Genomic DNA, 14,412 nt, shown 5'->3' with positions numbered 1-14,412 from the left:
TGGAAGAGGTACCGTGGAACAGACTGAAAGCAGAGAGCTGACCTTGTCAAGGATTCGATTAATTGCCGATATGTCTTTGATATCACAATGCAATCCTGAAGAAATGAAAATTGCCATGTCGCTAATCGCCGACTTATCTCACGGCGAGCTCCCACATAGTGATTATCAGCAATTTCTGAAGAGCAGTGGTGATGGGCAACGGCTAAAGGCATGGTTAGAGCAACAATCGTTGTGAGGGATTGCGATGGATAATAACGACCGGCATGAAACTCCTGGTTATTTAACCAGAGGCACGGCAAATTAATGGATTTTCTCTGTGGCCAATGCGCCAGACTTATACACAGCAGCATCTTTTTTCGTATCCAGACCGTTTGATAATAACGGCCAATCCGATTAAACCCGGAATATACGTTTTGGCATGAATTATAATAACTGACTCAGTGCAGACCTGTTCGTTGGTAATATTTTTTTCGTTTTATACAGCAAGGTAGAATTAAGAGCCTATCCCAACTGGCGCGATAATGGAGGAAATAGCCTGGTGGGATAGGTTCTGTCATATCGCCCCATCCTCCCTTTTAATCATTCGAATGACATAACAACGCGCTTATATGTTGTTGTGCTATCAGCACCACACCGCGCCTGCATTGCAGTTGAGGCTGATCCTCGGGAGGATAACGAATCAGAAACAGCCTGTTTTATTCGGCCTTATTTTATCTGCACTCAAAGGTATCACATGAAAGTCTACGCTCATCAGGACGACTCGCTGGATGCGCTCTGTTACCGCTATTACGGCCGTACGCAGGGCGTAGTTGAAACCGTCATGCAATCCAACCCGGGACTGGCAGATCTTGGCCCCATTCTGCCACACGGCACTGCCGTTACCCTGCCCGATATCAGCGTGTCCAGTTCTCAGGAAAGTATCAATATTTGGGAATAATCAGCCTACGCTGACGATCGCCGCCACACCAGGAACCTTACTATGCAAAAACCGCAAAGCCTCAGACTTGCACTGACCACAGCATTACCGTCATTGAGTAATGCATTACAGTTTCGGATCCAGGAAGGTGAAATTGCTGCGTTGCAGGAACCCTCTCTGTCATTCGAATACCGTTATCAGCTGCTGCTGACGCTGAATAATTTCGCTGATAACCCCGATACACTTTTCGTCACGCTGTTACTTTGGGTTCGCCAAAACCAGCCCGATTTACTGACGCGGGAAAGCATTCGCAATAAAGGTATTAGTTTCACCATTGATAATAATGCTGATAATACCAGTACGCTGTCTATTCGCCTTAACCTGACAGAACGTAATCGCGTCAGCGAACTAAACCAGACAGTGCAGGTCAATTACGAACCGGAACCCACTCCGCCTGAACCGGTTAGCCGACCCATCGCACTCTATATTGCTGGGGAATTGATCAGTCAATGGAAAGGCAACTGATCGTTTGAAATAACACTATCCCCATAAAGGCCGTTGTGAAAGCGGCCTGTTTTTTCACTATTACCTCATTCCTGCCTCAGATATTCTCCCTCTGTCATAGAGTGATTCCTGATATTACTCTCTTATTATTTTATTTATCTCCAATTTGTCATCATCACTCTATCCGCACTTTTTTCGTATTCATTTCCCCTAATCTCTCATGCCAGGTTATTCGCCAATAACTCGCGACATATTATTTAGCGTTTACCTCTCAACAAATAATGCAACTACCGGTGGTATCCGTAGCCACACAACCGTGGACAATTGTCTCATTCACCGGGAAGACGCATGCTTCCCACCATGAATACATACGAATATCTCTCCGAAATCCAGCGTGCGCTGCGTAACCTGATTCGTATCGGCGTCGTTACTGAAGTTGATACCCAACAGGCACGCTGTCGTGTGCAGACCGGTGGCATGGTCACCGGATGGCTCCATTGGCTGTCCCGTCGCGCGGGGAGTTCCCGCGAATGGTGGGCACCGTCGGTGGGTGAACAGGTACTCATACTTGCTATAGGAGGCGAACTCAACACAGCTTTTGTCGTACCGGGTATTTATAGCGATAACCACCCTGCACCATCGGTTTCTGCGGATGCCTGCCACATCCGTTTTCCCGATGGTGCCGTGATGGAATATGAACCAGCGAACGGCGCACTGACCGTCACCGGCATCAAAACCGCCACTGTCGTTGCGGCAGAATCCGTGTCCGTTACCACAAAAAACGTCACCATCAACGCCAGCGAACGCATCACGCTGGATACTCCGGAAGTCGTCTGTACGCATAAGCTGATTACTCAGACCATCGAAGTACAGCAAGGCGGCAGCATCACAGGCAGCGTCACCCATTCAGGGGGCAGTTTCTCCTCCAATGGTGTGGTGGTCCATACCCATCAACACGGCGGCGTACAAAGTGGCGGCGGCACTACAGGAGGACCTTTATGACCAGCGCATCGTACACCGGCATGAATCGCAACACTGGCGTAAGCCTGAGCGATCTGGAACATTTGCGCCAGAGCGTGCGCGATATTCTAACCACCCCGCAAGGCAGCCGGGTCATGCGGCGCGATTATGGCTCGCTGCTGTCCACGCTTATCGACCAACCGCAGACACCCGCCCTGAAGCTACAGGTTCAGGCAGCCTGCTATGTCGCGCTGTTGAAGTGGGAACCCCGCCTGACGCTGACGTCCATCTCAATGGAAAGCCACTACGACGGCCAGTTGATTGTGGATATTTCCGGCTCGTTGTCCGGCAACAGCACATCCCTTTCGTTAACCATTCCTGTGAGCTGAGATCATGCCCATTATCGATTTAAGTCAGTTACCCGCCCCAAGCGTCGTGGAAACGCTGGATTATGAAACCCTGTACGCCTCGCGCAAGGAAACGCTGTTATCGCTTTACAGTGACGATGAACGTGCCGCCATTGCTCGTACCCTGACCCTAGAGTCAGAGCCGTTGGTAAAACTGCTGCAGGAAAACGCCTATCGCGAACTCCTGTTACGACAACGCATCAATGAAGCCGCTCAGGCTGGGATGCTGGCGTTTTCCCGTGGCAACGATCTGGATCAGTTGGGTGCTAACGTTAACGTATCGCGACTGGTGATCACCCCGGCCGATGCGAGCACTGTTCCCCCGACCGCCGCAGTGATGGAGTCTGATACCGATTTTCGCCTGCGTATCCAACAGGCTTATGAAGGCCTGAGTGTGGCGGGCTCCATCGGCGCATACCAGTTTCATGGACGCAGCGCCAGCGGCCAGGTCGCCGACATTTCGGTTATCAGTCCTGGCCCTGCCGAGGTACTGGTATCGGTCCTGTCTCGGGAAAATGACGGTACCGCCAGTGACGCGCTCATCGCCACCGTTAACGCCGCACTCAACGCCGAAGATGTCAGGCCGGTGGCAGATCGGGTCACCGTCAAATCGGCGGTGATTGTTCCTTACGACATCAATGCCACGCTGTATTTGTACCCCGGACCAGAAGCCGAACCGATACGTGCGGCTGCCGAGAAGAAGCTACAGAGTTACGTCACCACCCAGCACCGCTTGGGACGCGACATCCGCCGATCGGCCATTTACGCGGCATTGCATGTGGAAGGCGTTCAGCGGGTAGAGTTAGCCAGTCCGGCCGCTGATATCGTACTGGATGATACCCAGGCGTCGCATTGCACTGGCTACACCCTGATATTGGGGGGCACGGATGAATAAAAGCCCCCTGCTTCCCCCCGGTTCATCCACACTGGAGCATGCGGTCGCGACGACCGGCGCCAGTGTGGAAAACGTGCCGATTCCCCTGCGCCAGATCTGGAATCCCGACACCTGCCCGGTCGAGCTGTTGCCCTATCTGGCCTGGACATGGTCGGTTGATCGCTGGGATGAAAGCTGGTCGGAAGCCGTCAAACGAAAAGTCATCAAAGATGCGTTTTTTATCCATCGGCATAAGGGCACTATCGGCGCACTGCGCCGGGTGGTTGAACCGCTGGGATACCTGATTCGCATCAAAGAGTGGTGGCAAACTGGCGACGTTCCCGGCACCTTCCGGCTGGATATCGGCATCCAGGAATCGGGCATTACAGAGGAGTCCTTTCAGGAGCTGGAACGCCTGATTGCCGATGCCAAACCCGTCAGCCGTCAGATGTTAGGGCTGAATATCAATCTGGACACGCAAGGTACCGTCTCGCTGGGCGCCAGCTCTTACAGCGGTGACGAGTTAACCATCTACCCCTACTTCCCAGAAACCATCAGTATTTCGGGCGAAGAATTCACCGGTGGTGCGATTCATCTGATTGACGACCTGAACGTCGGCGGTTAATCCACGCTCCTCGCCAAGCCAGCCTGCGCTGGCTTTTTTTATGTCCCCCTCCCCGATGTTGTCTGCGCCTTGCGCCAACACCCACCAGATGCGGCCTGGCAGACACTCTCGCATACTACCGTGACGCAATCACAGCCGGGGTTCAGCCGGCTGGTTATCACCAGTCAGCACCCCAGCATCCCCGATGCCACTACGGCATCCTACCTTGTTAACCGTATGAGTAATCTGCATGAGTACAAAATACTTTGCTTTACTGACGAATATCGGCGCGGCGAAGTTGGCCAACGCCACCGCGTTGGGTAGCCATCTGGCTATCACGCAAATGGCCGTGGGCGATGGCGGCGGCAGCCTGCCAACCCCAACGCCGGCCCAAACCAAGTTGGTCAACGAAAAACGTCGTGCGCCACTCAATGCACTGAGTGTCGATCCCCAAAACACTAACCAAATCATTGCCGAGCAGGTTATTCCTGAAAATGAAGGCGGCTGGTGGATTCGCGAAATCGGCCTGTATGACAGCGACGGCGACCTGATTGCCGTAGCAAACTGCGCCGACACCTATAAACCGCAGTTGCAAGAAGGTTCAGGCCGGGTGCAAACCGTCCGCATGATCCTGATTGTGAATAGCGCTGACGCCATCACCCTGAAAATCGACCCGGCGGTCGTGCTGGCAACACGACAATACGTCGACGATAAAGCGATTGAGGTGAAAGCATACGCCGATAGCCAGCTCAACGCGCATATCACCGCCGCCAACCCTCACCCACAGTACGCACCGCTCAACAGCCCTGCGCTGACTGGCGTGCCAAGTGCCCCGACTGCGGACAAAAGCACAAACTCTACCCAACTGGCCACCACCGCATTTGTCAAAAACACCGCCTTGCTCAAAGAGCAAAACGGTGCCGATATCGCCGATAAATCGGCTTTTCTCGCAAACCTGGGTTTAAGCGACACACTGAAAATCGCCGATATTGTTGGCATTCCGTTGCCCTGGCCACAGGCGACGCCGCCTGCTGGCTGGCTCAAATGCAACGGTCAGGCTTTCGACAAAAACGCCTTCCCGAAACTGGCGCAGGTCTACCCCGGTGGCGTACTACCGGATTTGCGCGGCGAATTTATTCGTGGCTGGGATGATGGGCGCGGGGTGGATAGCAACAGAAGCATACTTTCGCTACAGGGCGATGCGATTAGAAACATCACCGGGTTTGTAAGTGGTGTTTATGTTGGATTTGATGCTTACACTGGTGCGTTTTATGATACCGGTTCCCGAAATTCAATAGCACCAGCATCGGCAGTTGTTGGACAAATGAACGATGACTTTGCGTTCGATGCTTCCAGAGTAGTGCCGACAGCCAACGAAAACCGGCCCCGCAATATCGCCTTTAGCTATATAGTAAGGGCTGCCTGATTATCTAGTTGTATAGGTCCCATAGAGGTCAAAGTGCTACTACGCGGTGAGGAAACTCGCCGCGTTTATGCTTACTGGGTGATATTTGATGGCGCTCTGGTTATAGTAGGGGCGTAGTTAAGTAGATTATTGCGAGTGACACGATGACTCCTGACGAAAAAGCCCTATTCCTTAACGCCATGGACGATGTCAAACCGCTGAAACCGTCCTCAACCGTCGTTCACCTGAAGTCCTCCCTCCCGAATGTGACGTCTCATTGTGTGCAAGAACCCGAGCTGGATAATTTCCTGATTACTGGATTTTTGGATCTGGTTTCGTGTGACACTCCATTGGAATTCAAAAGAGAAGGCATCCAGCAAGGGGTGGTGGACAAATTACGTCAGGGAAAATATGCGCTGGATGCCAGCCTGAACTTGTTGCGACAGCCCATCGAAACCTGTCGACAGAATCTGTTCGTGTTCATGTTACGGGCACAGCAGGAGAATTTGCGCAATCTGCTGATCATTCATGGTAAAAGTCGCCATGATAAGTCGCATGCCAACGTGGTGCGTAACTACCTGTTTCGTTGGTTGCAGCAGTTTGATGCGGTGCAGGCATGCTGTGTTGCTCAGCCATTTCATGGTGGTACTGGTGCCTGTTATGTGTCGCTGAGAAAATCAGAGCAGGCCCGACAGGATAACCGCGAGAGGCATGCTAAACGTAGCCGGTGACGAATGTGGCTTATCTGATAACAAAAACGCCCGGCTGACCGGGCGTTAATGCATTAATTGTTCAACGCTAAACTAAAATAGCTCAACGCTAATAACTCAATTCTGCGATGGGGGGGCGACTATGGCCGAATTGCCCCTTGGCGAAGATCATTAGTGATGTCAGTAACGCCGGAATGGCAAGAATAGTGAACATAGCGCTCAATCCCCACCCCATACTGACAACTTGCGCACCCGCAAACGCACTCATTATGGCTCCCATGCGCCCAATGCCATGCATCCAGCCTGAACCGGTAGCTCGGGCCTCAGTCGGATAATAACGCGCCGAAAGCGCATTCATGCCGGTATTGGCACCGTTAAGGCAAAAACCGCTGCTGAAAGCCACCACAGCCAGGAGCACGAAATAAGCATGAGTGACCCCAATCATTGCTGTGGCAACACCACCGACGGCATAAATCACACCCAGCGCCAGATGTGGATTAACCCGGTCCATCAGCCAGCCGGCAAATAGCGAACCGAATGTACCGCCGGCCTGATAGAGCGCCGTGATGACGGTCGCTTCGGTCACGCTCATGCCAGCCTCTTTAATAACGGTTGGCAACCAGCTTCCCAGCAAATACACCATGAACAGGCCAAAGAAATAGCCGCCCCACAACATAATACTGCCGAAACGATAAGAGCGGGACAGCACCAGTCTCACGGCAAACGCCGGTGGTTTTTCCGCTATCGGTATGGCAAACAGGCTATCGGCCTGGGTCACGCCGGGGGCTATCTTATCCACAATGTGATGTATCTGTCGTGAGTCTGCTCGCTTGCTAACCAGAAAGCGTACCGACTCGGGTAGCTTTAACAGCAGGAACGGCATCAGTAACAGTGGCAAAATCCCCCCCAGCAGCAAGACAGAATGCCAGCCCCACTGCGGAATCATCCATGAGGCCGCAAATCCACCACTGGCGGCACCGAAACTAAAACCGCAAAAAACCACGGTAATGATGAAGGAGCGTTTTTTCTCTGGAGCAAATTCTGAGACTAGCGTACCTACATTTGGCATCGCTGCTCCCAGACCTAACCCGGTCAAAAAGCGGAAAATGACCATGTGCTGCACGTTTTCGGAAAATGCTGTCAGTAATGTCCATAGACCGAACAGAAACACACTGGCGATAATGATAGTTTTACGCCCACGCCAGTCTGCCAACGGGCCAGACACCATGGCACCCACTGCCAGACCAATCAATGCCGCGCTGATAACCACGGCTAATTCTGCATTACCAATTCCCCACGCCGTTTTCAGTGAAGGGGCAATAAACCCCATGATGGCGATATCCATACCATCAAGCGCAATAATGCAAAAACACAGGAGAACGATCAGTTTCTGGTAAGCGCCAAGCGGACGCTGGTTAATCAGCTGGCGTACGTCAATCGCGGTGGAACCTGTCACGCTTTTTCTCCAACAATACCGCAAAATGTTCACAATGGCTTACACTGTAAACAATTATTTCCGATAGGGAAATACGATGCTGAGAAAATTTTGTGTAACAATGAAAAAGCAGCGCTCCTTTAGGAGAAACGCTGCCCGGCAAGCTGCCTGATTTTACTGGAGTGGCTGGGGAAGATGAATAATCCACAGTTGGCTGGTTGCCTCATCTTTAGGCAGTGGCTCCAGCTCCAGTTGGGTATTGACCGGCTGGCCGTTTAGCGACAGTTTGCCATCAAACCCGACCTGATATTTGCCTATTTTCTTTACACCGTTGGCAGGATTGATCAGCACAGACTGTAAACCAAAATCGTTGTCATTGGTTACCGCCAGCGTGCTGGTATCAATCAACGCTAGCCCTTCCGCTTTTTCCGGTTTCCAGCCTAACTGGCGTAAATCGACCAATTGCTGTTTTTTCGCCAGTACAATACCGCGTGTTGTCAGTGTTTCGGCATCGTTCCACTCTGGGGGCTGTGTCGTATCCAACGGGGTTAAGTCACTGGCTCCGCGGAGATCTACACGATAAATCAGGTTGCGCATGACCTGCTCTCTATCCGCCCCTTGCTCAATCACCAACACTTCATGATCGTTTAGCGCGACCATGTCACCAATTTTGGCATCGCCTGTTTTCTTCCATCTTTCGGCATCCAGCGGATAACCATGCATCGCTGTTTTACCTGTTGCGGGATCAAAACTGACCAGGCGGGTGAATAGCGCTTTATTTTGCGTTTTCCCATCGATATTCAATGTACTTTGTACCGCCGCAAGAATGCGCCCATCAGGCATTCGGGTGATACCTTCAAAGCCCCGGTTAGGTTGTCGCCATTTAAGAATGTTAGGGAGACCACTGGCGATCCCTTGTTCATCGTTTAACGGGGTTGGCCCCACTTTTTTCAGGATTTTACCCTGGGTATCAGTCTGGATAAGAAATGGGCCGTACTCATCCGAGATCCAAAATCCTCCCAGACCATCAGGTGTAATCCCTTCAGTATCTAATCCCCGACGATCGTTTGGCAGCGTTTGCAGCACATCATTGAGGGCTACTTCATTGGTTGTGCCGATCAAAGTGCCTGGTAATGGCAAACCGCTGGCGGGGCCCGATTCATCATGCAATGGATGTAGCGCCGTGGCTTGTGCGCTTTTAGCATCCACGGTAATAGTCATAATCGCAGGGGTAAAATCAGGAGCAGCAAATATTTTCGCCTCTCTCCCCTGATATTCCGGTGCATCTGCATTTGGCCCACGATCAGTGACGGTAGCAAATATCAGTTTGTCCCCCTCCCGCCTGATGAATGACAACCCGGAACCGACCCCCATTGGAAAACCATTGGGGAAACGCGCTTGCCATTTGCCGTGATAACTCACCCGATCATTATCAGGAAAGGTAATCTGGTATTGGTCGGTTTGAATGTCGGCAGCGTAGACTGCATGGGTTAACAGCATCATAGGGAGAAGAGGTAAGCCAAAGCGCATAGTTGAATCCCGTGATAGAGAAGTGGCGAGATTACACTAAGACGGTAATACGACGCTTGTATGACAATCCCCATAGCCGATTACTTTAGAAAACGCGGTGAGTTTCCTCACCGCGTAATCGCGTACTGATAGGGTCTAACTGATGGAGTCTATACGGCAAGTGGGGCAACAAACTCTACCGTCAGGCTGCCCTCACAATATAACTAAAGGCGATGTTGCGGGGGCGAGCGCCACCAACTCGAAATGCAGCATTATTGTTTAATGGCCGGTTAGCATTTGGATCAATCTGCAAGTTTGCACTGCTACTGTTTGAGTAAGCATAATTATTCCATACAAAAGCATGCCCTTTCAGTGCAGGACCATAATCAGAGTCATTAATTGTGTCAGTCTGCATCGCATCGTTGAACTCATCGACTGTTGCCAGGTTAGCCACACTGCCTTCAACAACAAGTAGTTGTGCAGCATCAGGACCGATGTCAGCAGTAATGAGGGACGGGGCCTGTCGTGATAACAGTCCTCTCCCCGCATCCACCCCGCGCCCATCATCCCAGCCACGAATAAACTCACCGCGCAAATCCGGTAGTACGCCACCGGGGTAGACCTGTGCCAGTTTCGGGAAGGCGTTTTTGTCGAAAGCCTGACCGTTGCATTTGAGCCAGCCAGCAGGCGGCGTCGCCTGTGGCCAGGGCAACGGAATGCCAACAATATCGGCGATTTTCAGTGTGTCGCTTAAACCCAGGTTTGCGAGAAAGTTTACAGATAAATACAATCAACTTTTTCAGGAGGTTACGTTATGCTTATCGGTTATGCCCGGGTATCGACCAGCGATCAAAACACCGAATTACAGAAAAATGCACTGAACAGTGCAAATTGTGAGCTGATTTTCGAAGATCAGGCCAGCGGCAAAAACGCCAGGCGACCGGGGCTTAAACGCGCATTGCGTAAACTCAAACGTGGCGACACGCTGATTGTCTGGAAACTGGACCGACTGGGCCGCAGTGTGCGCGATTTGATTACCATGGTGTCTGACCTGCAAAGCCGTGGTATTCATTTTCGTAGCCTGACAGATGCCATTGATACCTCCACGCCTGCTGGCCGTTTCTTTTTCCATGTCATGAGTGCACTGGCGGAGATGGAACGCGAGTTGATAGTCGAACGTACCCGGGCGGGATTAGCAGCAGCCAGAGCCGCCGGTCGCATCGGTGGGCGGCGGCGAATTATGACACCCGATGCGATTGATCATGCCAAAACATTGTTAAGTAATGGCGCAACACGCTGGCAAATCGCCAATATCATTGGGGTGTCAGAAAAAACCATCTATAAATATTTCCCCGCCAAAATGGCGGGGTAGCTATTATTATAAAATAAAAAATGTAAGTTCCGATAATTCACGTTGAAATAGTAAAGTCAATTCAGGCTTTATCCTTTTTCACACAACACGCTTACCATGCATAACCTGTGTTTTCGAAAAATAATAAAAGCGCGATATCACTCGCGCTAACAACGTTATTAATATTGAGAGAAAATACATGGAAAAATATAGCTCACCTTGTTCACTGGATCTCATTCTCGGCAAAGAGAATCTGTATAAAAACAGCCCGATTAATATCGGCAGTATTACCATTGGATGTGCCAAATGCCAGGATAGCCAGCAAGATACCCCAGCGACGCAACCCTCAACGATCGACGGGTTGAAAGATTTGGTCGGTATCCCGCAACCCTGGCCGCTGGCAGAAGCACCAGAAGGCTGGCTGAAATGTAATGGTCAGGCATTTGACACTGCGAAATATCCACAACTGGCGAAATTGTACCCTGCTGGCACGTTACCGGATCTGCGCGGCGAATTTATTCGTGGCTGGGATGATGGCAGAAATGTCGACACTGGACGCACTCTTCTCAGTTGGCAGAAAGGAACCTTGACTGTATCAGATCCAACGCTGTCATCGGTCAACATTGGTGCACTGATCCACAGTAATAATGATGCAGCCAATACTTATCTCGCCATGGGTTTTGATAAAGTAGATAAAAAAGATTATGAGATGCTTCGCTCTGCAATTAATGTCGACTCAGCAGGAGCACAAGATCTGGATAATAACGGCTGGGCTAATGGGTATGGTTCTACCCGTCCGCGTAATATTGCTTTCAGCTATATCGTTAAGGCAGGTTAATCATGACAACACCAAACGAAAATACGACTCAGCTGAATGAACAGGGGCTGAGTGTCAGCAATGGGTATATTCAGGTTTACCATATTGACCCACAAACACGGGAATATATCGGTAGCACCCGGGAATACCTGATGGAAGGTGTTGGCATTCCAGCGCACAGCTTTACGGATACGCCACCGGATGAGCAAGCTGGCCACACGACCGTGCGCAGTCAGGACGGTTTAACCTGGGAAAGTATTGTCAATTATCGCGGACAGACCGCCTACGATAAACAGACACGTCAATCCACCCAGATAAGCCAACTCGGCGACCTGCCCGATACCCTGACGCTCTTGCCGCCGACAACCGACTATGATGTCTGGCAAGGTGACAACTGGGTAACGGATGAAAAGGCAAAACAGGCCGCTCAGCTTACTGCCGCTCAGCAGCAGCAGGCGAGTTACCTGACGCAGGCGGAAAAACGCCTGACCGTACTGCAGTACGCGGTTGAGCTGAACATGGCGAGCGAACAGGAAGTTCAGGCACTGAAGGACTGGAAAACCTATCTGGTCTTGTTAAACCGGGTAGATCTGTCTGCCGCGCCCGCTATTGACTGGCCAACCATGCCAGCCTGATTGAGCGTTCACACTGACGCCCTCTGCTGATGTGTGCCCTGCCAAAGATGCCGTTGCCCCCCCAACGGCATCTTTTTTATTTCCACTTAACTATCTGTTTTTAATTAAAATTAAAACACTCCACTTATTCCCCTGTTGTGCCATCCGATACCAAACCCCATTCGGATGCCTTCTTTTTTGTGGCAAGGCACTATTACTCCCACCCCACAACAGGAGACATTCTTGATGAGTGATTTTCATCACGGTACGCAGGTCGTCGAAATCAACGACGGTACCCGCGTCATTTCAACTGTATCAACCGCGATCGTCGGTATGGTCTGTACTGGACCAGATGCTGACGCCGCCACTTTCCCACTGAATACACCGGTGCTGATTACCGATGTACTGACCGCCGCAGGCAAAGCCGGTAAAACCGGTACCCTGGCTGCTGCGTTGCAGGCCATCGGCGACCAGACCAAACCGGTTACGGTAGTCGTTCGTGTAGCGGAAGGCGCCAACGAGGCTGAAACGGTATCCAACATCATCGGCGGTGCCGATGCCAACGGTAAATACACCGGCATGAAAGCCCTGCTGGACGCGCAGGCTGTGACTGGCGTGAAACCGCGTATCCTCGGCGTTCCGGGGCTGGATTCTCAGCCTGTCGCTACCGCGCTGGCGGCTATCTGCCAGTCACTGCGCGCCTTCGGTTACGTGAGCGCTTATGGCTGCAAAACCCTGTCTGACGCCATCAAATACCGCGGCAACTTTAGCCAGCGCGAACTGATGGTGATTTGGCCGGACTTCGTTGCCTGGGACACCACGACTAACGCCAGCGCAACAGCTTACGCCACCGCACGTGCGCTGGGCCTGCGTGCCAAAATCGACCAGGAAACCGGCTGGCATAAAACCCTGTCTAACGTCGGCGTTAACGGTGTTACCGGCATCTCCGCAAGCGTGTACTGGGACCTGCAGACCATCGGTAGCGATGCCGACCTGCTGAACCAGGCTGGCGTCACCACGCTGGTACGCAAGGACGGTTTCCGCTTCTGGGGTAACCGCACCTGCTCCGACGATCCGCTTTTCCTGTTTGAAAACTACACCCGCACGGCGCAGGTACTGGCCGACACCATGGCCGAAGCGCACATGTGGGCGGTCGACAAACCGGTAACTGCCACCCTGATCCGCGACATCATCGAAGGTATCAAGGCTAAATTCCGCGAGCTGAAATCCAATGGCTACATTATCGACGCCGATTGCTGGTTCGATGAAAGCGCCAACGACAAGGAAACGCTGAAGGCAGGCAAGCTGTACATCGACTACGAGTACACCCCGGTGCCGCCACTGGAAAACCTCACGCTGCGTCAGCGTATCACCGACAAGTATCTGGTGAACCTGGCCGCATCTGTTAACAGCTAAGGAGCGACAGACTCATGGCACTGCCACGTAAACTTAAATATCTCAACCTGTTCAACGACGGTATGAGCTACATGGGCCAGGTGCATTCCGTCACCCTGCCGAAACTAACCCGCAAACTGGAAAACTACCGTGGCGGCGGTATGCAAGGTTCCGCGCCGGTGGATTTCGGTCTGGACAACGACGCCCTGGTGATGGAATGGAACATGGGCGGTCTGCCGGACAGCGCCTTCTGGAGCCAGTACTCCCTGCCGGGTGCTGATGCCGTTCCGTTGCGTTTCGCCGGTTCTTACCAGCGTGACGACACCGGTGACATCACCGCTGTTGAAATCGTACTGCGCGGCCGCCACAAGTCGATTGACAGTGGCGAATCCAAGCAAGGCGAAGAAACCGATGTCCGTGTTTCCACCCAGTGTACCTACTACAAACTGATCATTGATGGCGTCGACATGATTGAAATCGACACCATCAACATGATCGAAAAAGTTAACGGCGTTGACCGTCTGGAACAGCACCGCCGCAATATCGGTCTGTAATGACCGCTTCATGGCCAGCTACGGCTGGCCATTCTTATTGATAAAACGGGAGTCTTTATTATGACGGCTGAAAACACTGTACAACACCACGTGATTACCCTGAACGCCCCGATTAAACGCGGCGACACGCAGATCGACGCGATTACGCTGCTCACGCCAACGGCAGGTACGTTGCGTGGCATCGGGCTGGCAGCACTGGCGAGCGCCGATGTGGAAGCGCTGATTAAATTGCTGCCTCGCATCACCTACCCGGCCTTGACCGAGGCGGACGTGATGGGGCTGGAACTGCCTGATCTGCTCGAATTCGCCGGTAAGGTGATCAGTTTTTTATCACCGGGCTCGGTTCGCTAACGCCCC

At 52.1% G+C, this 14,412-nt stretch carries 17 protein-coding genes and 1 pseudogene; 15 read left to right on the top strand and 3 right to left on the bottom strand.

Going from position 1 to position 14,412, the window contains the following annotated elements; translation table 11 throughout:
* Positions 1 to 13: 13 nt before the first annotated feature.
* The 9 genes from FGI04_RS06755 (at position 14) to smrA (ending at position 6,401) form a co-directional block, all read left to right on the top strand.
* Positions 14 to 235 carry a hypothetical protein gene (locus tag FGI04_RS06755; RefSeq protein ID WP_153507910.1) on the top strand — a complete coding sequence of 74 codons (222 nt, stop codon included), beginning with the start codon at positions 14 to 16 and terminating at the stop codon, positions 233 to 235.
* 498 nt (positions 236 to 733) lie between these two features.
* Entirely contained in the window at positions 734 to 937 is a 204-nt protein-coding gene (locus FGI04_RS06750) for a tail protein X (RefSeq protein ID WP_012884479.1), read from the top strand.
* Positions 938 to 979: 42 nt separating this feature from the next.
* On the top strand, positions 980 to 1,441 hold the full coding sequence (locus tag FGI04_RS06745) for a phage tail protein (RefSeq protein WP_407273347.1): 462 nt from the start codon (positions 980 to 982) through the stop codon (positions 1,439 to 1,441).
* A 339-nt stretch (positions 1,442 to 1,780) separates the two neighbouring features.
* A complete protein-coding gene (locus FGI04_RS06740; RefSeq protein ID WP_023639486.1) occupies positions 1,781 to 2,422 on the top strand; it encodes a phage baseplate assembly protein V in 642 nt (213 codons plus the stop codon).
* A complete protein-coding gene (locus FGI04_RS06735) occupies positions 2,419 to 2,769 on the top strand; it encodes a GPW/gp25 family protein (RefSeq protein ID WP_342701036.1) in 351 nt (116 codons plus the stop codon). The genes FGI04_RS06740 and FGI04_RS06735 overlap by 4 nt, the downstream gene beginning before the upstream one ends.
* Positions 2,770 to 2,773: 4 nt before the next feature.
* Positions 2,774 to 3,682: a baseplate assembly protein gene (locus FGI04_RS06730; RefSeq protein WP_342701037.1), complete on the top strand. Its 909-nt coding sequence runs from the start codon at positions 2,774 to 2,776 to the stop codon at positions 3,680 to 3,682.
* On the top strand, positions 3,675 to 4,286 hold the full coding sequence (locus FGI04_RS06725) for a phage tail protein I (RefSeq protein WP_019846003.1): 612 nt from the start codon (positions 3,675 to 3,677) through the stop codon (positions 4,284 to 4,286). The genes FGI04_RS06730 and FGI04_RS06725 overlap by 8 nt, the downstream gene beginning before the upstream one ends.
* A gap of 229 nt (positions 4,287 to 4,515) precedes the next feature.
* Complete coding sequence (locus tag FGI04_RS06720; protein WP_407339924.1) at positions 4,516 to 5,691, top strand: phage tail-collar fiber domain-containing protein; 1,176 nt, start codon at positions 4,516 to 4,518, stop codon at positions 5,689 to 5,691.
* Between the two features lie 143 nt (positions 5,692 to 5,834).
* A complete protein-coding gene (smrA, locus tag FGI04_RS06715) occupies positions 5,835 to 6,401 on the top strand; it encodes a DNA endonuclease SmrA (RefSeq protein ID WP_407273345.1) in 567 nt (188 codons plus the stop codon).
* Positions 6,402 to 6,489: 88 nt separating this feature from the next.
* On the opposite strand, the gene FGI04_RS06710 is transcribed toward smrA, so the two are convergent.
* The 3 genes and pseudogenes from FGI04_RS06710 to FGI04_RS06700 form a co-directional block, all read right to left on the bottom strand.
* The gene (locus tag FGI04_RS06710; RefSeq protein WP_342701040.1) at positions 6,490 to 7,836 is read right to left on the bottom strand and encodes an MFS transporter; all 1,347 of its coding nucleotides are present in this window, start codon (positions 7,834 to 7,836) and stop codon (positions 6,490 to 6,492) included.
* 153 nt (positions 7,837 to 7,989) lie between these two features.
* Positions 7,990 to 9,345, bottom strand: coding sequence for an esterase-like activity of phytase family protein (locus FGI04_RS06705; RefSeq protein ID WP_434964883.1), 1,356 nt, complete (start codon positions 9,343 to 9,345; stop codon positions 7,990 to 7,992).
* Between the two features lie 181 nt (positions 9,346 to 9,526).
* A pseudogene (locus tag FGI04_RS06700) lies at positions 9,527 to 10,066 on the bottom strand (phage tail protein); the annotation flags it as partial.
* 72 nt (positions 10,067 to 10,138) lie between these two features.
* Between FGI04_RS06700 and FGI04_RS06695 the strand changes: the two are divergent.
* From FGI04_RS06695 to FGI04_RS06670, 6 genes are all read left to right on the top strand, one after another.
* On the top strand, positions 10,139 to 10,696 hold the full coding sequence (locus FGI04_RS06695; RefSeq protein WP_342701043.1) for a recombinase family protein: 558 nt from the start codon (positions 10,139 to 10,141) through the stop codon (positions 10,694 to 10,696).
* 178 nt (positions 10,697 to 10,874) lie between these two features.
* Positions 10,875 to 11,513, top strand: a complete 639-nt coding sequence (locus FGI04_RS06690; protein ID WP_407273343.1) for a phage tail protein — start codon at positions 10,875 to 10,877, stop codon at positions 11,511 to 11,513.
* 2 nt (positions 11,514 to 11,515) lie between these two features.
* Positions 11,516 to 12,127: a tail fiber assembly protein gene (locus FGI04_RS06685; protein WP_342701045.1), complete on the top strand. Its 612-nt coding sequence runs from the start codon at positions 11,516 to 11,518 to the stop codon at positions 12,125 to 12,127.
* A gap of 225 nt (positions 12,128 to 12,352) precedes the next feature.
* The gene (locus FGI04_RS06680; protein ID WP_342701046.1) at positions 12,353 to 13,522 is read left to right on the top strand and encodes a phage tail sheath protein; all 1,170 of its coding nucleotides are present in this window, start codon (positions 12,353 to 12,355) and stop codon (positions 13,520 to 13,522) included.
* Between the two features lie 14 nt (positions 13,523 to 13,536).
* Positions 13,537 to 14,055, top strand: a complete 519-nt coding sequence (locus FGI04_RS06675; RefSeq protein ID WP_023639476.1) for a phage major tail tube protein — start codon at positions 13,537 to 13,539, stop codon at positions 14,053 to 14,055.
* Positions 14,056 to 14,115: 60 nt separating this feature from the next.
* Positions 14,116 to 14,406 carry a phage tail assembly protein gene (locus FGI04_RS06670; protein WP_012884463.1) on the top strand — a complete coding sequence of 97 codons (291 nt, stop codon included), beginning with the start codon at positions 14,116 to 14,118 and terminating at the stop codon, positions 14,404 to 14,406.
* The last annotated feature ends 6 nt before the right edge of the window (positions 14,407 to 14,412 follow it).

It is taken from the genome of Dickeya ananatis (assembly GCF_019464615.1).
GTDB lineage: Bacteria > Pseudomonadota > Gammaproteobacteria > Enterobacterales > Enterobacteriaceae > Dickeya > Dickeya oryzae.
The sequence above is the reverse complement of the archived record's forward strand: the minus strand, read 5'-3'. Positions and strand labels throughout refer to the sequence as shown.